The 18,923-nt window shown below is 64.5% G+C and carries 11 protein-coding genes; 10 read left to right on the top strand and 1 reads right to left on the bottom strand.

Translation table 11 applies throughout. The features are described from left to right. Positions 1-216: 216 nt before the first annotated feature. Positions 217-1,677, bottom strand: a complete 1,461-nt coding sequence (locus tag R5W23_RS23065; protein ID WP_261184118.1) for an NAD-dependent succinate-semialdehyde dehydrogenase — start codon at positions 1,675-1,677, stop codon at positions 217-219. A 933-nt stretch (positions 1,678-2,610) separates the two neighbouring features. On the opposite strand from R5W23_RS23065, the gene R5W23_RS23070 reads away from it, so the two are divergent. The 10 genes from R5W23_RS23070 to R5W23_RS23115 form a co-directional block, all read left to right on the top strand. Continuing rightward, on the top strand, positions 2,611-3,027 hold the full coding sequence (locus tag R5W23_RS23070; RefSeq protein WP_261184119.1) for an organic hydroperoxide resistance protein: 417 nt from the start codon (positions 2,611-2,613) through the stop codon (positions 3,025-3,027). A 59-nt stretch (positions 3,028-3,086) separates the two neighbouring features. Beyond that, positions 3,087-3,719, top strand: coding sequence for an MOSC domain-containing protein (locus R5W23_RS23075; RefSeq protein WP_320688333.1), 633 nt, complete (start codon positions 3,087-3,089; stop codon positions 3,717-3,719). A 219-nt stretch (positions 3,720-3,938) separates the two neighbouring features. Beyond that, complete coding sequence (locus R5W23_RS23080; RefSeq protein WP_320688334.1) at positions 3,939-5,171, top strand: TIGR02996 domain-containing protein; 1,233 nt, start codon at positions 3,939-3,941, stop codon at positions 5,169-5,171. A 231-nt stretch (positions 5,172-5,402) separates the two neighbouring features. After that, entirely contained in the window at positions 5,403-10,088 is a 4,686-nt protein-coding gene (locus R5W23_RS23085) for a hypothetical protein (protein ID WP_320688336.1), read from the top strand. A 121-nt stretch (positions 10,089-10,209) separates the two neighbouring features. After that, on the top strand, positions 10,210-11,829 hold the full coding sequence (gene nadB, locus R5W23_RS23090) for an L-aspartate oxidase (protein WP_320688338.1): 1,620 nt from the start codon (positions 10,210-10,212) through the stop codon (positions 11,827-11,829). Positions 11,830-11,932: 103 nt separating this feature from the next. Further along, positions 11,933-12,517 carry a hypothetical protein gene (locus tag R5W23_RS23095; protein WP_320688339.1) on the top strand — a complete coding sequence of 195 codons (585 nt, stop codon included), beginning with the start codon at positions 11,933-11,935 and terminating at the stop codon, positions 12,515-12,517. A gap of 91 nt (positions 12,518-12,608) precedes the next feature. Then, complete coding sequence (locus R5W23_RS23100) at positions 12,609-13,190, top strand: hypothetical protein (RefSeq protein ID WP_320688340.1); 582 nt, start codon at positions 12,609-12,611, stop codon at positions 13,188-13,190. A gap of 107 nt (positions 13,191-13,297) precedes the next feature. Next, positions 13,298-13,861 carry a Uma2 family endonuclease gene (locus R5W23_RS23105; protein ID WP_320688341.1) on the top strand — a complete coding sequence of 188 codons (564 nt, stop codon included), beginning with the start codon at positions 13,298-13,300 and terminating at the stop codon, positions 13,859-13,861. Positions 13,862-14,069: 208 nt separating this feature from the next. After that, positions 14,070-15,677 carry a citramalate synthase gene (gene cimA / locus R5W23_RS23110; protein ID WP_320688343.1) on the top strand — a complete coding sequence of 536 codons (1,608 nt, stop codon included), beginning with the start codon at positions 14,070-14,072 and terminating at the stop codon, positions 15,675-15,677. A 162-nt stretch (positions 15,678-15,839) separates the two neighbouring features. Further along, on the top strand, positions 15,840-18,923 hold a 3,084-nt coding region (locus tag R5W23_RS23115; RefSeq protein ID WP_320688344.1), incomplete at its 3' end, for a valine--tRNA ligase.

Here is an 18,923-nt window from a genome sequence, read left to right on the forward strand (position 1 = left end):
GCGTCACAACTCGCCTGTTCGGCGTCGTTCCCGTTCGGTCTGGGTAGCGAGACCGAGCCCGGAAGGTGGCACTTCTGCGGTAGCGAACGGCCAGTGAACTGCCAGCTCCTGACCAGTCGGCGGGCAGCGAATGTCCAGCCGACAACCCACCAACTCCCATCGAGTGGCGCTGTAACCCTCGTTACAGCGCCGAGCGAGCGACGATCTGATCCCGTGCTATCCTCGCAGCATCATCGAGACATACTTCGTTTCCAGGTACGCTTCGAGCCCCTCGTGAGCGAGTTCGCGCCCCATGCCGGACTCTTTCATCCCGCCGAACGGGCACTGCGGCGTTGCCGGAACCGGGTCGTTCAACCCGATGATGCCCGCCTCCAGTCCTTCCGCCATCCGCCACGCGACGCTCAGGTCGTTTGTAAACACGTAGGCGGCGAGGCCGTACTTCGTGTTGTTGGCGGCAGCGATCACCTCGTCGAGCTTGGAGAAGTCGAGCACCGGCATAACCGGCGCGAACGGCTCGTCCGTCAAAATCTTCGCGTCCGGCGTTACGCCTCGCAGGATGGTAGGCTCAATGAAGTAGCCGTGCTCGAACGCCGCTCCCTTGGGGCGCCCGCCGCCCGTCAGGCACGCCGCCCCCTTCCCCGTCGCATCGGCGATCAGTTCGCGGGTGGCGTCGACACGCTTCTGCTCGATCATCGGCCCCACAACGACCCCGTCCTCGAGACCGTTGCCGAGTTTGAGCTTCTTGGCCTCTTCGACCGCCACCTCGGTGAACTTCTTCGCGATGTCCTGGTGAACGAAGAACCGGCTCGGGCTGATGCACACCTGTCCGTTGTTGCGGAACTTGCCGAGCACGGCGGCCTTCGCGACCACCTCGGGGTCGGCGTCCGGGAACACGATAAATGGCGCGTGGCCGCCGAGTTCGAGGCTGAGCCGCTTCACTTGGTCCGCGGCCTGCTTCATGAGGATCTTGCCGACCCGCGTGGAGCCGGTGAAGCTCACCTTCCGCACGGCCGGGTTCTCCATGAACTCGGTCGCGACCTCTTCGCCCGGCCCCAGAACCATGTTCGCGACGCCCGGCGGCAGCTTGGCGTCTTCGATCAACTCGAAGAGCGCAATGCCGCACAGCGGAGTGAGTTCCGACGGCTTCGCAACAATCGTGCAGCCCGCGGCCAGCGCCGGCGCGATTTTGCGGCACAGGAGCGTGAGCGGGAAGTTCCACGGGGCGATTGCGCCGACTACACCGACGGGGTGCTTGATGGTCATGTGCCGCTTGGCGGCGTTGGCCGGCGGGATCACCTGCCCGTAGGCCCGCTTGCCCTCCTCCGCGAACCACTCGAAAGTGTCCGCGGAGTGCATCACCTCGCCCTTCGCCTCGACGAGGGGCTTGCCCTGCTCCATCGTCATCACCCGGCTGATGGCATCGGCGCGCTCGCGCATCAGGTCGGCGATCTTCTTCAAGAACTTCGCGCGGTCGTAGGGCGTCAGCTTCATCCAGCCCGGAAGGGCCGCGGACGCCGCCGCGACGGCCTTCGCGGTGTCGGCGCGGTTACCGAAGCTGACGTCCGCAAGTGTCTCCTCGGTCGCAGGGTTGACGACCGGGAGCTTGTTACCGGTGGAAGACTCGCACCACGCCCCGTTGATGAACAGTTGGCGGTTCTTGACGGGCAAAGCGGACATCGTTCGACTCCCAAAAAGCGTGGCGAGATGCAGGTATGCTACGCACCGCCGAACGGACCGGCAGTGCCGCCGCCCCGATCGGACACGGACCTCAACAGGCGGGTGCGATTGCGCTGCGCTTTTTAACGACCCGGGCGGCGGGGGCGGGTCACAAGCCCGTTCGCGGCGTCCCGGCCCGTCTCCAGATGGGACCGACATCCCGAGCACCGTTCTCGCTCGGCTGATGGTTCCAGCGTCGTGCGATTGACGGGCGCCCGGCGGCGTATGCGACCACGCAAAGGCCGCACATCGGGAGGTGGAGGTGAAACGAAACCGGTCCCGTCCCGCACCGTCTGTCGCGGTACAGCGCCCCGTGTCAACAGCACGGCGGACGAGCCGCCTCGGATGAGACGGGCGCAGGCGGTGATGCGGCGCGACCGGCTGCAAAACGTTAGCGGCTCCGGCGGAGTGCCCTTGGGTCGGGTTCCGCCGGAGCCGGTTAAAGAGAGCGTAGGCACCGCGACCCGCTCCCAGCACGGGCCGCGGTCGCTGCTGGCTCTGAAACAGCGCCCCGGGGAGTGAGGCCGGGGGCACAAGCATTATCGAGCCCGATCGGGGTAATTTGCAGGGACGAGCCGCAAAAACGGGCGAATCAGAGAAAGAAACTTATCGCCGCCCGCAAATCAGCATCTTTACGCAAACGCCAACACAAATCAAGCCCTTGGATGAGCCGGCGCGAGCACCACTCGCAGGGACGATCGGCCCGCACGACTTGCGCGAACCGATCCCTTTGAGAGTGCGAGAAGATAATCCCTGCTCACAGTAACACCTCACGCACACGTCGTCATTCGGTACGGCACAAGGACGTTCGCTCGAAATGGTTGCAAGATGCAACTCAACACCGGGTATGTCCATTCAGTTGCAAAACGGAGATTGACTCAGCAGGAGACGATCATGACCACGCTCAACAAGGTTCTCTACACGGCCAAGACTCACACCACCGGTGGCCGCGATGGCGCGTCCCGCTCCTCCGACAACCGGCTCGACATCAAACTTACCTCTCCGGGGGCCGCGGGCACGGGCACCAACCCGGAGCAGCTCTTCGCGGCCGGTTGGTCGGCGTGCTTCATGGGTGCGATCGGGGTGGCAGCCGCTCAGAAGAAGGTGCCGCTCCCGTCGGACCGGGCGATCGACGCCGAAGTGGACCTGGGGACCAACGACGGCGGGTACGTGCTCCGCGCGCGACTGAACGTGAGCCTCCCGGGGCTCGACCCGGTCGTCGCCCGCGAACTCGTTGACGCAGCTCACCAGATCTGCCCGTACTCGAAGGCCACTCGTGGTAACATCGAAGTCGAGATCGCTTTGGTGTAATGTGTCGCTCCGGAATCGCCCCGCTTCCGCTCCGGGCGGGGATCTTGAGGGCCACCCACATGAAAGTGCTCGCTCTGAGTGTCGGCGGGCCGCGCGGGGTCGAATGGAACGGCGGAACCGTCCGGACCTCGATCTTCAAGACGCCGACCGAGCGGCGGCTGCGGGTTTCTGCGCTCAACATCGAAGGGGACCAGCAGTCGGACCTGTCGGTCCACGGCGGGGTCGAGAAGGCCGTGTACGTGTACCCGGGCGAGCACTACCCGTTGTGGCAGAAGGACCTCGCGGACGCCGACTTATCCGGAGCGGCGTTCGGTGAAAACCTGACCACCGAGGGGCTGACGGAAGACGTGCGCATCGGTGACCGGTTCCGCATCGGAACGGCCGAGTTCGTTGTCACGCAACCCCGCATGCCCTGCTTCAAACTGGGAATCAAGTTCGGGCGGCAAGATGTGCTCCGCCGGATGCTCAAGACCGGCCGGACCGGCTTCTACTTCTCGGTGGCGGTTGAGGGTGAGATCGGTGCCGGCGACGCCATCGAGTTGGTTCAGGAATCCCAAGACGAGCTGACCGTGAGCGATGTGGTCCGGCTGTTCACGGTGGAGGCGAAGAACCAGCCCCTGCTCCGCCGGGCGATGCGGTCACCCGTTCTGCCACAAACCTGGAAGGACTACTTCAGCGAACGGCTCGACTAGCTCGTAGCTCTTCCACCCAGCGAAATCGAGTGCCACGCGCAAAGCCGGTGCGGCTAAACGGCAGCAAGCGCAGTAACATTGCGGCGCGGACGAATCCACAACCGGCTTCGGTGCGGGTCACCTGTGCGGCCGTTCGTTGGCCACTCCAGGGTGGACAAATTTCGCGGCAAAGCGGTCGTAAGGCAAGCGAGCCGTTGCGATCAGGTGGGAGGGGTCTTGATGAGCGAAGAAGCGGCGCTGCTGCGCGCGATCTACGCCGAGCCGGACGATGATACACCGCGGCTCGTCTACGCGGACTGGCTCGACGAAAACGGGCAACCCGGGCGCGCAGAATTCGTCCGCACTCAGATCGAGCTTGCGAACCGCAATGATCACACGTCGGACGAATACCAAAAACTCAACGAGCGAGCGAACCTACTCCTCGAAGAGCACTGGGGGCAGTGGACTGAGCAATTTACGGCATTCAGTGACGCAATCCGCGACGAGAGGGTCGCAATTTCGTTCCTCCGTGGGCTCCCAGAAAGCCTCAGCATTATGGGCGCGACGGTCAAAGATTTCGAGATCATCCGCCGGTTGCCGAACCTGCGCCATCTGGAAATCATGTCTTCGCCCCTCGCGCCCGCTGTCCTCCGCGAGATCGCAAGCCTGGCGAATCTCGATGAACTCACCACAGAAGCGACCGGGTTCGAGGTGGCTTGGCTGACCCACCTCGAACCGTTACCGTGCTGGACCCACGTCCGAATTCTCGAGGACCTCAACGCCCGGGCGTGGGGAGCGTTTCAAGAACGCCGCATCAGTAAGGTCACTCTGCTACCGCCAGAGCAGCAGAGGTCTGCGGCAATTCGGTACCTGCGCGCCACCCGATTGAACGACTCCGTTCGGCAGGGCGAACCGGTGAAAGCGGTGCGCCTCGTTCAGGAAGCCACCACCGACGCCGAGCTTCGACTCCTCTCCTACCTACCGGAGCTGGAAGAGATCGAAATCGCTTACGGGCGCGAGACGGCAACCGGGCTCGAGCATCTGGCCGGGCTACCCAACCTGCGAGCAATTCACCTCGGGCGTGCGAACACCGAATCGCTCGTCCCCTTGATGAAGTGCAAGGCGCTGGAGCGTCTCGAGTATATCGCTAACGGCTTCTCGGAACTTCGTGACGAGGGCGTCATCGGCCTGGAACAACTTACGCACCTCCAACATCTTACCCTCGCAGGTGGTCGGCTCGGCGAAGCGACCCTTCGGCGCGTCAGTGCCCTACGAGAACTCCGGACGCTCGACCTGGACCTGGGCACTTTGGACGACGAGACGGCGCTCGTCGGGCTCGGCACCCTCCCCAACTTACAATCGCTAACACTCAACGGACGCGAATACACCAGAGGCGAATTTCAGGAGTTCGCGGCACAAGTGCTAAAACGTGCGGACGCTCTCTCAAAACCCACTTACGGTCTGTTGGAATGATCCCGCACTTTGTGCGAAGGGACGTTGCGAACGCCATATTCCCTTTACCGGTTCGAGTCCGAAGCGGGAGCGACAGCGCCCGTCAGAATTGTAACTCCCCGACTTCGCGCCGGTCGCGGGCAATCCCACCGTGGCGGCCCTTCGTCTAAGGGGTATAATCGGGTATTGCGTTTCCGCAACCCCCGGTGCCGAACACGCCAGGTAGCTCGTCTGCCTTCGGAGATCGCTGAAATGGCCGCGGTTCTCGAACCGAAAGACCCCAAAGAATCCGCCGCGAAGCTCGGCTCGCAGGTGGACGAGCAACTCGCACAGGCCACCACCCGCATCCGCGCCCACGACCTCGCGTTCGGCGCGTTGGTGCTCGTCGCGTTCGTGCTGGCCTACGCCACCGCGGTGATTCTGCTCGACAAGTTCTTCAACCTACCGCAGTGGCTCCGGCAACTGTCGCTGCTCGGCTTCGTCGGGGCGCTCGCGGGGATCACCTACCTCACGATCGTGAACCCGCTCCGCAAGAAGATCAACCCGCTCTACGCGGCCAAGCAGGTCGAGGGCACCATCGAGGACGCCAAGAACAGCGTCACCGGCTACGTCGATGCCCAGCAGAAGGGCACCCTCAACGCGACCGTAAAGGCGGCCCTGGCCAGCCGCGCCGCGAAGTCGGTCGCCAAGGCCGACGTAAACAAGGCCGTCGACCACCGCAGCCTGCTCTATCTCGGCGGTGGCGCCATCGCGCTGGCCCTCACGCTCGCGGTCCTGTTCTTCGTTTTCCGCCCGTCCCAGTTCGGATCGCTCCTCACCCGCGCGTTCGTACCGTTCACCTCAACGCCGCTGGCGACCCGCACACAGATCAAGTTGACCAAGCCCGAACCCGCCGAACCGACCATCACCGAAGGCCAGACGGTCACGGTCGCGGTTCACATCGGCGGAAAGGTCCCCCGCACCGACAGCCCCGAACGGGTACGGCTGCTGATCCGGCACAACCCGGCGGACCCGAACTACATCGAAGTGCCGATGGTGGAAGCCGAGACCTCACGCGACTTCGAGCTGCGCGTGCCCAACCACCACGTCCAAAACGGGTTCTGGTACAAGGTCGCCGCCGGGGACGACCAGACGGACGAGTATAAGGTGACGGTGCGGTCGCTGCCGCTGTTCACACACTTCCAGGCGACCTACGAATCCCCGAAGTACCTGCGCCGCAAGGCCGAAACGATCAACAGCCCGCTCATCCAGGGGTACCGCGGCACAACGGTGACCCTCACCGCACAAACCAACCACGACGTTCGCGACGGGGCGATGGTCATCGAACCCGGCGGGGCGGTCGTTGCGGGCACCACAACCGCGGACGACCCGAAGGCCCTCCAGTTTCGGTTCAAGCTGAAGGAATCGGGCCGGTACAGGCTCACCTACACCACCACCGACGGCGAAAAGAGCGCCGAGCCGTTCGTGTCCACGATCGTGGTCCAGAACGACGCCGCGCCGACCCTCGTCATCGACAAGCCCGAAGAAGAAGAGGTCACCGTCCCGGCGAACGGGCCGCTCGTGATCGACGGTAAAATCGGCGATGACTTTGGTATCGACACGATCACATTGAAGATGCGCCTCACCGGGGCGGCGGCCCGCGACCTGCTGGACCGCCCCTTTTTGTACGGCAAGAGCAAGTCGTTCAAGCGCGAGAAGGACGGCACCTACCCCACCGATGTCCAATACAAGGGCTCGGTCAACTTCGCCGAGCCGATGAACGATCCGGCTGGGGTGCCGTTCGAGGCCAAGCCGGACATGGTGATCGAGTACTGGCTCGAAGCCACCGACAACTGCACCGAGCCGAAGCCGAACGTCGGCAGGTCCGCGGTCAAGCGGGTGCGCCTCGGGCCGCCGGTCGTCGAGGAGCCCAAGAAGCAGGAACTGAAGCAGCAAAATAACGACCGCAAGAACGAAGAGAAGAAGCACAACGAAGATCAGCAACAGAAGCTGGAGCAAGAGAAGCGCGACCAGCCGCAGAACGGCGGGCAGCAGCAGCAGAACGGCGAGCAACAGCCCAAAGAGGGCGAACCCAAAAAGGGCGACGCCACGCCCAAGCGGGACGGCAACGATCCGATGGGCGAGAACCCGCCCCCGAAGGAAAACGGTCAGCCGAACAAACCCGAGGGCAAGCAGGACGGCTCCGGCGGCAAAGCGGACGGCACACCCGACAAGGGCTCGAACGAAGGCAACCCGATGCCGAAGGGGGCCGGCGCGAAGAGCGACAATCCGTCCAAGGGCATGAACGATGCCCAGCCCAACCCCATGCAGCCGAACGACCCGAACGGCACTGGGACGGGCGGCATGAACCAATCGGAAACCGCGCCGCCGCCCAAGACGCCAGAGGAGAAGGACCTTCAGAACAAGGCGGAACAGCTCAAGAACGCGATCGAGGAGGAGAACAAGAGCCCGAGTTCCGCAAAGCCGAACGAGACCCCGAGCCCGCAAGAACGCACCGACCCGGCCCAAAACAAGCCGAAGAACGACAGCGGCAACGCCGGCGGCATGGCGGAGCAGAAACCCGAACAAAAGCCCGATCCGATGCAACCGGAAAAGGGCACGGCCGCCAGCGGGAAGCCAGAGGGGAACCCCGAAAAGTCCCCAGAGCCCTCGACCGCGAAGCCGGACGGCTCAAAGCAGCCCGATACGAAGTCGGGAGCCGAGCCCAAGAACGGCGCGCCCTCCGAACCGCGCAACGAACCGATCGAGAACGCTCCGGGCACCGAGAAGGCGCAGCCACAAGCAGGGCAATCCGCAACGAAGGAACCGAAAGAGGCGAACCCGAAGCAAGATCAGAGCGCGGGCGGCAGCGCCAAGCCCTCAACGTCAAGGGATGCGGATCAGCCCCCGATGGGCGCTCCCAACCCTGGCGAGAAGTCCGATCCCGCGGCCGACGCCGGGAGCAAAGCCAAGCCGACGCCGGACCCGGCACGCGGTGCCGAGAAGCCCGCCGACCCGAAAGGCCGCACCGCACCGCCGGAAGCCAAGGGAGAAACCAAGCCCGAGGGCGGCGAGGCGAAGCCGGATAAGGCACCACCGGCCGGGGAATCGAAAGGGATGCCGCCGAAAGAAGACGCGATGAACCCCGGCGCCGGGATGGGGCAACCGGAAGCGAAGCCCGAGCCCGACGGCGCGAACCAGCCGCAAAAGCCGAACGGCACCCGCGCCGCCGAAACCAAACCTCAGAAGCCCGACGCGAAGAACCCGCCGACCGGTGGCGCGGGCGACGAGAAGGGTGACGAGAGCAACGGAGAAAAGCCCGCCCCGAACAACGCCAGTAAACCCCAGGGCGGTGCGGGCAACGGCACGCCCAAGGATAAGAAACCCAGCGAGCAGGAACTCAAGGAGTTTGAGGAAGCGGCGAAGAACCTCACTTCGCCCGACGAGCAGAAGAAGGCCGATGCCCGCAACAAGCTCGATAAGGCCATGGGGCAGGAGAAACGCAAGGAGCTGGAGAAGCTCGCCAACGACCTCCAGTCGCCCGACGAAAACACCCGAAAGGACGCCGAGCGCAAGCTCGATAACCTCAAGAAGGAAGCACAGAAGGAGGCAGCCGACAAGAAGAGCGGCACCGACGGCAAGAAAGACGGGACCGGTAACAAGCCGGGCGATGCGCCAAAGCTCGACGAGAAGCAGATGAAAGAAATGGCCGACGCCATGAAGGACCTTCAGTCCGGCAACGAACAGCAAAAAGATGCCGCGCGAAACAAACTCGATAAGGCCATGGGCCAAGAGAAGCGCAAGGAACTGGAGAAGCTCGCCAACGACCTCCAGTCGCCCGACGAGAACACCCGAAAGGATGCCGAGCGCAAGCTCGATAACCTCAAGAAGGAAGCACAGAAGGAGGCAGCCGACAAGAAGAGCGGCACCGACGGCAAGAAAGACGGGACCGGTAACAAGCCGGGCGATGCGCCAAAGCTCGACGAGAAGCAGATGAAAGAAATGGCCGACGCCATGAAGGACCTTCAGTCCGGCAACGAGCAGCAGAAGGCCGACGCCCGCAAGAAGCTCGATAAAGCCGTCGGTGAGCAGGCCCGCAAGGAGGCCGAGCAGCTCATGAACGACCTGAAGTCCGACAACAAGGACACGCGCGCCGCCGCGGAGCAGAAGCTCAACGACCTCAAGAAGGAGCTAGACAAGCGCGTAGCGGAAGAAAACGCCAAGAAAAACGGCGAAAGCGGCAAGGGCAAAGAGCCCATCGACGATCCAAACGCGCAAAAGGACAAAGAACGTGCGAAGGGTCAGGAGCTCTCGAAAGAGGAGCTCGACGCCCTCACGAAGAAGGCCCAGGATCTTCAGTCGAAGGACCAGAAGACCCGCGAGCAGGCCGAGAAGGAATTGGACGACAAGATCGGCAAAGAGAACCGCGAGCGCCTCCAGGAGAAGATGAAGGGGCAGCAGCCCGGTACCCCCGAGCAGGAGCAGAAGCTGCGCGAGCAGGTGGAGCAGCACGCGAAGAACCACGCCAACCAGCCGCAAGGCACGCCCGGTAACAGACCCGCTGGTAGCGTGCCGACCAAGGAGGCGATGGAGGAGGACGCCCGGAACCGGCTCAAGACCGCGGAGCTGCAACTGGACCAGTTCGAGAAGAAGCGGTACGACGAGGCGTTCAAGCGCAAACAGGGCTTCACCGACGCCGAGTACGAGAAGTTCCTCCGCGGCTACGAGAAGCACGTCGAGAAGCTGCGCGACGACGTGAACAAGGGCTCCGCAAGCGGCGAGAAGGCGCCGCCGAAGGGACCGGCCGAACCCGACCGGCCGATCACGGCGGGCAGCGGCGGCAAGGTCCAAGGGCGTCCCGGCATGTCGTCCGGCACCGCGGGCACCGTCACCACCGAACCGCCGGGCTTTGAGAACCTGCGGCTCAAGTTCGAGAAGCTCCTCAACGAGAAGAAGTGAGTTCCGCCCGTACCGGCCGAAAACCCCGCGGCGCCTCGAGCGCCGCGGGGTTTTTGTTCTTTCGGTCCGCCGTTCCCCTACGCTAACTAGGTCTCTTCACACCGGCTTCACGGGTTCCGTCATGTCCGCCGCGAACCGCTACCTTGTGTCCTTCGACGCGCGCGACACGTTCCATCGGTTCGCCGACGTGCTGGTGATCGGCGCGGGCATCGCGGGGCTCCGCGCCGCGCTCGAGGTCCCGCCGGACCTCTCGGTCTTGGTCGTTACGAAGGACCGCGTGACCGAGAGCAACAGCTCCTACGCGCAGGGCGGAATCGCCGGCGTGCGGTCCCCGGAAGACACGTTCGGGAACCACGTCGAAGACACCCTCGTTGCGGGCGACGGCCTGTGCAGCCGCGACGTGGTGGAAATGGTCGTCCGCGAGGCGCCGCAGCAGATCGAGAACCTGATCGCGTTCGGCACCAAGTTCGACGAGGAGAACGGCCAGCTCGCGCTCACCCGGGAGGGCGGGCACAGCCATCGGCGGATCGTTCACGCGCTAGGCGACTCCACCGGCTTCGAGATGATGCGGGCGACGATCGCCCACGCCCGCACGCGGCCCAACATACGCATCTGGGACGACACGTTCACGATCGACCTGCTGACCCACGACGGCGCGTGCCGCGGCGCGGTGGTGGCGCGCAACGGCCTGGGCAAACTGCTGATCTGGGCGAAGCAGACGGTTCTGGCGTCAGGCGGGTGCGGGATGGTGTACCGCGAAACCACCAACCCGTCGGTCGCCACCGGCGACGGCATGGCCGCGGCGTACCGCGCCGGGGCCGAACTTCGCGACATGGAGTTCATGCAGTTCCACCCGACGGTGCTCTACGTTGCGGGGTCGGCCCGGTACCTCGTCAGCGAGGCGGTCCGCGGCGAGGGGGCGCACCTGCGCGACGTGAACGGCGAGCGGTTCATGCTGAAGGACGACCCGCGCCACGAACTCGCGCCGCGCGACATCGTCGCGCGGGCCATCTTCCGCACGATGGAGCGCACCCAGCACCCGAACGTGTACCTGGACCTCTCGCACCTGGACCCGGCGATGGTGCTGAACCGCTTCCCCGGCATCAACCGCGTGTGCAAGAGCTTCGGCCTGGACATCACGAAGGACCGCATCCCGGTGCGGCCCGGCGCGCACTACATGGTCGGCGGCGTAACGGTGGACGCGCAGGGGCGAACCACGGTCCCCGGCCTGTGGGCCGCCGGCGAGGTCACATCGAGCGGGCTGCACGGGGCCAACCGGCTCGCCTCGAACAGCCTCATCGAGGGGCTGGTGTACGGCACGCACTGCGGGCGCGGCGCGGCGGAGGCGGTCCGGAAAATGCCCCGCGACATGACCGCCTTTCCGGTCCGATCGGTCATCCCGCCGGACGACGACGCCGGGCTCGACCTGGCCGACCTACTGGCCTCCCTCCGGGGCCTGATGGTGCGGAAGATGGGCATCGTGCGCGAGCGGGCGCGGCTGCTCGAAGCGAAAGAAGACCTGCGGTTCTGGTGCCGGTACGCGCTGAGCCGGGAGTTCGACGGCAAAGCCGGCTGGGAGCTGCAAAACCTGCTCACGATCGCGCGGCTCATGATCGCCGCCGCCCTCACCCGCGAGGAGTCCCGCGGCACGCACTTCCGCAGCGACTTCCCCGCCCGCAACGACGCCGCCGGCTGGGACCGGCGCCACGTGGTGAGCGAGCCGTTCGTCGCGCTCGCCTGACGGCGCGGTCCCCGAACCATAGGCCCCACCGACCGGGAAACATCAATCCGCGAGAGGCGGTGCCCCGTCTCGTCTGTGTCGCCTGTCTCGCGGGATGTCTCAGATGAAGTTGCTCACAGTCGCAGCCGTACTGGTCTCGTTCGCCGTGACGGCCTCGGCCGAGGATAAGAAGGCCCAACCGCCGGTCACACTCGAACTGGTGGCCAAAAACGACAAGTACAAGTTCGATGGCAACGGGAAGGCGCCCGCGGAGTTCAAAACGTACCTCGAAGAGATCGCGCAGGTCCAGAAGGACGGCAAGTTGGCCCGTCCCCCTCAACCGCCGGCGGTCGAGCTGGTGCTCAAATTCACCAACACCACCAAGAACGACACCACGATTTACGTTGGCGGCGATTCAAACTCGTACACGTTCGATCTCACCGGCGGCAGCGGATCTGTCGCGGTCGGTAGCGGGCGCGCGTTCACGGAAGAGTTCCGGTTCCCCAAGGCGGTCACCCTGGCCCCGGGCAAGTCTTACGAGATCCCGGTCAAACAACTCGCCGACGGGCACCGCGGCGCGTCCCGCTACGTGTACTGGACCGGCCCCGGCGAGTACAAGCTGAGCGCCAAATACGTTCTCGCGAACGCTGACGGCAGCAAGGGCACTGAACTCACGAGCGAGCCCATCACGATCACCGTCGGCAAGTGACCGCTCCGCGCCGCCGTCTTCGCGGAGCCCGCAATCCACACCCCCAACGGCGTCGTCTGGTCTGTGTCGCCTTCCCCGTGGAGTGCCGCAAATGAAACTGCTCGCAGCGACCGTCGCGCTGATCGCCTTCGCCGTGTCGGCTTCGGGAGAGGACAAGAAGGCCGAACCGCCGGTCAAGCTGAAACTGGTCGCCAAAACCGACAAGTACAAGTTCGGCAGTGGCACAGTTCCCGCGGAGTTCAAAAAGTACCTGGAAGAGATTGCGCAAGCTCAGAAAGACGGTAAGCCGACCCAACCACCCAGACCGCCAGCGGTCGATTTGGTGCTGGAGATCGTCAACACGAGCAAGGACGAGGTGACGATTTACGTGGGCGGGGACGCCAACACGTGGACCTTCGACCTGACCGGCGGCGACGGCACGGTGAGCCTCGGCAGCGGGCTGGCAATGACGCTGGAGTTCCGGCTACCGAAGGCGGTGACGCTGGCCCCGGGCAAGTCTCACGAGATCCCGGTGAAGCGGTTGTCCGACGGCGCACGCGGGGCGGGCCGGTACGTGTACTGGACCGGCCCCGGCGAGTACAAGCTGAGCGCCAAGTACACGATTTCTGATAAGGACGGCGAGAAGGCCTACGAACTCAAGAGCGAGCCGGTGAAGATCACCGTCGAGAAGTAGCCTCGTTCGCACACCGACCGGCCCGCGGGACGCTCAGGCAGTGTCCCGCGGGCCGCATTCATTGACACGCCGGCAAGGGCGATGATACGGTAAGGTGAGGAGGGAACATGAGTACACAAGCGATGCCCTGTGCGACCCTCGCGGACCTGATGAAAGTCGAAGGGAAGGCCGAACTCATCAACGGGATGATCGTGACCTTCATGCCCAGCGGTTTTTTGCCGAGCCGCGTTGCACGCAAGATTGTTCGCGCTCTTGAAGACTACTCAACGAGTGGTGGTCACGGTGAACCGGTTGCCGACCCGACGGGGTACGCCTTCGACCCTCCATTACCATCGGGTCGTCAATCTCTTTGCCCAGACGCATCGTTTTACACCGGCGCACTTCCCACGAACCCGATGGGGTTCATCGAAGGTTTCCCGGTCTTTGCGGTCGAGGTGCGGAGCGAGAGCGACTACGGCCCGAAAGCCGATCGCGAGTACGCGGACAAACGCGCCGATTACTTCGCAGCGGGCACGCGGGTGGTCTGGGATGTCGATCCGGTCGCACAGACGGTCACGGCTTACTCCGCCACGGCGCCGACAATAGCGACGACGTTCCGACGCGGAAGCACGGCCGACGCCGAACCCGCGGTACCCGGGTGGCGTCTATCGGTTGACGCGCTATTCACTTGATTCTTGCCGGAAGTGGTGTAGTTTTACTGCGATCTGAAGAGGAATAGAACCGTGTCGAACACCTCCGCCATCCTGGTTACCGCGACCGCCGTAATTGGCGTCGTCGTGATTATTACCTCCGGGTAAGCGGGGTCCGCCGAAGGTTCAGCCTTACGCACCCCGGAGTTCCCTCCGGGGTTTTTCTTTTCTGCACTCTCCCGAGTCCGCCATGAGCCGTGTCAGCATCTACGACACCACCCTCCGGGATGGGAGTCAGGGCGAAGGGGTCAACTTCTCGCTCCAGGACAAGCTGCTCCTCACGAAGCGGCTGGACGAGATCGGCGTGGACTACATCGAGGGCGGCTACCCGCTCTCGAACCCGAAGGACTTCGAGTACTTCCAGGCGGTGCGCGGGCTGGACCTCAAACACGCCAAGGTCTGCGCGTTCGGCATGACCCGGCGAAAAAACACGCCCGCCGAAACCGACACGTGCCTCAAGGCCCTGCTGGACGCGCACACGCCGGTCGTGACGATCGTGGGCAAAACGTGGGACTTCCACGTCACGGAGGTGCTCGGCACCACGCTCGACGAGAACTGCGCGATGATCGCGGACTCCGTTCAATACTGCAAAGCGCAGGGCCGGGAGGTGTTCTACGACGCCGAACACTTCTTCGACGGCTACCGCGCCAACCCGGAGTACGCGCTCCGCACGCTCAAAGCCGCCGCGGGCGCCGGCGCGACGGCGGTGATCCTTTGCGACACCAACGGCGGCACCATGCCGGAGCGCGTCGCCGAGGTGGTAGCGATCGTGACGCGGGCGTTGCCGTGTGAGGTCGGCATCCACTGCCACAACGACTGCGAACTCGCCGTGGCGAACTCCCTCGCGGCGGTGCGGGCTGGAGCGACCCAGGTGCAGGGCACGATGAACGGCATCGGCGAGCGGTGCGGGAACGTTGACCTGATTAGCGTGATCGCGAACCTGGCCCTGAAGTACAAGTACGACGTGCTCAAGCCCGGGAGCCTGACGCGCCTCACCGAAACGTCCCGCTACGCCTACGAGTTGGCGAACATGAACGCCCGGAACGGCCAGCCGTTCGTCGGCCAGTCGGCGTTCGCCCACAAGGGCGGGATGCACACGCACGCGGTCGCCAAGGACCCGAGCACCTACGAGCACATCACCCCGGAGGCCGTCGGGAACGAGCGCCGCATCCTGGTGTCGGAACTGTCCGGACACTCGACGATCCTGTCGAAGACCGCAAAGTACCAGATGAACCACGACAAGGCGCTGACGACCAAGATCCTCCACGCCGTTCAAGACCTGGAGAACGCGGGGTACGAGTTCGAGGCCGCCGAGGCGTCGTTCGACCTGCTCGTGCGGAAGGTCGCGAAGGACCACAAGCCGTGGCAGGTGGACAAGTCGCTGACACTGTACAAGCCGTGGTTCGAGCGGATCTCGTACCGGGTCAACATCGAGGCCCGCGCGAACGGCACCCCGATCACGGAGGGGACCGTCCGGCTGAAAGTGGCGGGGGTCGTCGAGCACACCGCCAGCGAGGGCGACGGCCCGGTGAACGCGCTCGACGGCGCGCTGCGTCGGGCGCTCGTGCGGTTCTACCCGCGCCTCGAAGAGATGCAGTTGGTGGATTATAAGGTGCGGGTAGTGAACCCGAAGGCCGGGACCGCGGCCAAGGTCCGCGTGGTGATTGAATCACGCGACGGCACCGACGTGTGGGGCACCGTGGGCGTGAGCGAGAACATCATCGAGGCGAGCTGGCTCGCGCTGTGCGACGCGATCGAGTTCAAGCTGTTCAAGGACGTGGAACGCGACCAAAAGTAAACTGTCGGGAGGTCGCACAGGGTTCCCGCCCTGTGCTACGTCCGGCGACCCCTCCGGGGTGCAAAGGTATTGAGCGTATCCCCTAATTGCCCGCCCCGGAGGGGCCGGCGAGCGTAGCACAGGGCACCCGCCCTGTGCGCCAAAGGCTGTAGGTAAAGTAATATGGCGACCGAACTTCCGAAGGCATACGACTCCAAGGCCGCTCAGGAGAAATGGCTCACCTTCTGGGAAGGCAAAGGCTACTTCCATAGTGAGCCGGACCCGGAAAAGAAGAAGTACCCCAACGGGCCGTACACGATCGTCATCCCGCCGCCGAACGTGACGGGCGCGCTGCACATGGGGCACGCGCTCAACAACACGCTTCAGGACGTGCTGATCCGTTGGAAGCGGATGCAGGGCTTCAACGCCCTCTGGATGCCCGGCACCGACCACGCCGGCATCGCCACGCAGTCCGTGGTGGAGCGGCTCGTCCTCGCGCAGGAGAAGAAGACCCGACACGACCTGGGCCGCGACGAGTTGGTGAAACGCATCTGGGAGTGGAAGGACAAGTACGAGGCCCGCATTCTCGGCCAGCTTCGCGAAATCGGCGCGAGCTGCGACTGGAAGCGCACGCGCTTCACCCTCGACCCGGTGTGCGCCCGCGCGGTGCGCGAGACGTTCTTCCGGATGTTCCGCGACGGGTACATCTACCGCGGCAAGCGGCTGGTGAACTGGGACACGCACCTGCAAACGTCGGTGGCCGACGACGAGACCTACACCGAGGACACCAAGAGCGGGTTCTGGACGTTCAAGTACCCCGTGGACGGGATGCCCGACACGTTCATCTCGTTCAGCACCACGCGCCCCGAAACGATGCTGGGCGATACGGCCGTGTGCGTGCATCCCAACGACGAGCGGTACAAAGCGCTCGTGGGCAAATTCGTGCTCCAACCGCACACCGGGCGGAAGATCCCGATTATCGCCGACGGCCAACTCGCCGACCCCGAGTTGGGGACCGGGTGCGTGAAGGTGACCCCGGCACACGACCCGAACGACTACGCCTGCTGGCAGCGCAACCTGAAAGTGTGGGAGGATGAGCCGCACAAGGGCATCATCAACATCCTGAACCCCGACGGCACCATCAACGACGCCGGCGGCGAGTACAAGGGCCTGGACCGGTACAAGGCCCGCGAGGCCGTGACCGAGAAGATGAAGGAACTCGGGCTGTACGTGGACAAGTCCGAGCGGATCGTGCCGATGCCGTTCAGCGACCGCAGCAAGACCCCGATCGAGCCGTTCCTGTCGGACCAGTGGTTCGTGAAGATGTCCGACCGCGAGGACGGCAAGCCCGGTCTCGCTCAGATGTCGATGGACGCCGTGACCTCCGGGAAGGTGAAGTTCTTCCCCGAGCGCTATGCGCGGTCGTACCTCGACTGGCTCGGCGAGAAGCGCGACTGGTGCATTAGCCGCCAACTATGGTGGGGGCACCGCATCCCGGTGTGGTCGATTCGGTATCCCGACGAAGCCACGATGTGGAACAACGCCGACCGCTGGCGCGACTGGTGGAAGAAGCACGAATCCAAAGCCGCGTTCCTCGAACACCCCGAGGCTTGCACACTCCTCGTGTGTTTGCGCGAAGACGATGCCGAATTATCCGCAGACCTAACAGCCCACGGCTTCACTCAATCCGACGACGTGCTCGACACGTGGTTCTCGTCGGCGCTGTGGCCGCACAGCACGCTCGGCTGGCCCGGCCCGGCGCTGCCCGAGGAGCGCGCCGACCGCACCGCGCCCGATTGGGAACACGACCGCTACTACTACCCCACCAGCACACTCGTAACGAGCCGCGACATCATCACGCTGTGGGTGGCGCGGATGGTGCTAACGGGGCTCTACAACCTGAACGAGATCCCGTTCCGTCACGTGTACATCACGCCAAAGGTGCTCGACGGGTTCGGCGAGGGGATGAGCAAGTCGAAGGGTAACGGGGTGGACCCGCTCGACATCATTGAGCTTTATGGCACCGACGCCATGCGCTACGGCATGGTGAAGCTCGCCACCGAGACGCAGGACGCCAAGCTCCCCGTGTCGAACATCTGCCCGCACTGCGGGAAGGATGTGGCGGTAAAGCAAGAGCACATGTACATGCGGACCAAGAAGCTCACCTGCCCCGAGTGCAAGAAGGAGTTCCGGCCCGGCGGCCCGTGGCAGACGGACGACCCGGACCGCCCCACCGCGAAGCAGGGCTCCGACCGGTTCGAGGAGGGCCGCAACTTCGCCAACAAGATGTGGAACGCGACGCGGTTCCTCCTCATGAACCTCGAAGGGTACGCGGCCGGACCGGTGAACATCGCGGAACTTCCCACCGAAGACCGCTGGCTGCTGTCGCGGCTCGCGACCACCACGAAGGCCGTGACCGCGGCCCTCGACGGCTACAAGTTCAGTGACGTGGCGCGGCTGCTCTACGACTTCGTGTGGAGCGAGTTCTGCGACTGGTACATCGAGATGTCGAAGGGGCGACTCAAGGACGCCGCCGCGCGCCCCACCGCGCAACGGGTGCTCGCCGGGGTGCTCGACGGCATTCTGCGTCTGGTGCATCCGCTCATGCCGTTCGTGTCAGAGTCCCTTTGGCAGGCGCTGAACGAAACCGCTCCTGAGCGTGGGCTCCCCTCCCCAGCCAAGGCCGAGGAGAGTGCGGCGATTGCCGCGTGGCCGTCCTACCCCGACGCCTGGATCAGCGCCGACGTGGAAGCGCGGTTCGCCCGGATGCAGGAGTTGGTGCGCGGGGTGCGCGAGATCCGCAACCGCTACCAGGTGGACGACAAGACGAAGCTCGACGTGGCCGTGAAGTGCTCCGCGGCCGTGGCCGCCGAGTTCAACGCCCTGGCCGCGTTCATCGGGCCGCTGGCGGGAATCGCAACCCTCACCGCCGGCCCCGACACCGCCAAGCCTAAACAGGCAGGCGGGTTGGTGAAGCCGGACTTCGAGGCGTATGTGTCGCTCGCGGGGCTGATCGACGCCGCCGCCGAGATGAAGCGGCTCGAAAAGCAGATCGCCGACAAGCGTAAGGCGCTCGACGGCACACGGTCGAAACTCGCCAACGAGAAGTTCGTGAACAGCGCCCCGGCCGAGGTGGTGCAGCAGCAACGAGACCTGCTGGCCGACATTGAGAAGCAGATCGCAACCTTGGAAGAGAACCTCAAGGATTTGCAGACAAACACGATCGCCTTTGCCGAGCGGTACTACGTGCGGTATTTCAGCCCCGAT

The sequence above is a fragment of the Gemmata algarum genome (genome assembly GCF_034097035.1).
GTDB classification, from domain to species: Bacteria; Planctomycetota; Planctomycetia; order Gemmatales; family Gemmataceae; genus Gemmata; species Gemmata algarum.

Excerpts from the sequence above, each read along its gene's own strand:
- R5W23_RS23065 (WP_261184118.1), bottom strand. The coding sequence starts at position 1,677 with ATGTCCGCTTTGCCCGTCAAGAACCGCCAACTGTTCATCAACGGGGCG.
- R5W23_RS23070 (WP_261184119.1), top strand. The coding sequence starts at position 2,611 with ATGACCACGCTCAACAAGGTTCTCTACACGGCCAAGACTCACACCACC.
- R5W23_RS23075 (WP_320688333.1), top strand. The coding sequence starts at position 3,087 with ATGAAAGTGCTCGCTCTGAGTGTCGGCGGGCCGCGCGGGGTCGAATGG.
- R5W23_RS23080 (WP_320688334.1), top strand. The coding sequence starts at position 3,939 with ATGAGCGAAGAAGCGGCGCTGCTGCGCGCGATCTACGCCGAGCCGGAC.
- R5W23_RS23085 (WP_320688336.1), top strand. The coding sequence starts at position 5,403 with ATGGCCGCGGTTCTCGAACCGAAAGACCCCAAAGAATCCGCCGCGAAG.
- nadB (WP_320688338.1), top strand. The coding sequence starts at position 10,210 with ATGTCCGCCGCGAACCGCTACCTTGTGTCCTTCGACGCGCGCGACACG.
- R5W23_RS23095 (WP_320688339.1), top strand. The coding sequence starts at position 11,933 with ATGAAGTTGCTCACAGTCGCAGCCGTACTGGTCTCGTTCGCCGTGACG.
- R5W23_RS23100 (WP_320688340.1), top strand. The coding sequence starts at position 12,609 with ATGAAACTGCTCGCAGCGACCGTCGCGCTGATCGCCTTCGCCGTGTCG.
- R5W23_RS23105 (WP_320688341.1), top strand. The coding sequence starts at position 13,298 with ATGAGTACACAAGCGATGCCCTGTGCGACCCTCGCGGACCTGATGAAA.
- cimA (WP_320688343.1), top strand. The coding sequence starts at position 14,070 with ATGAGCCGTGTCAGCATCTACGACACCACCCTCCGGGATGGGAGTCAG.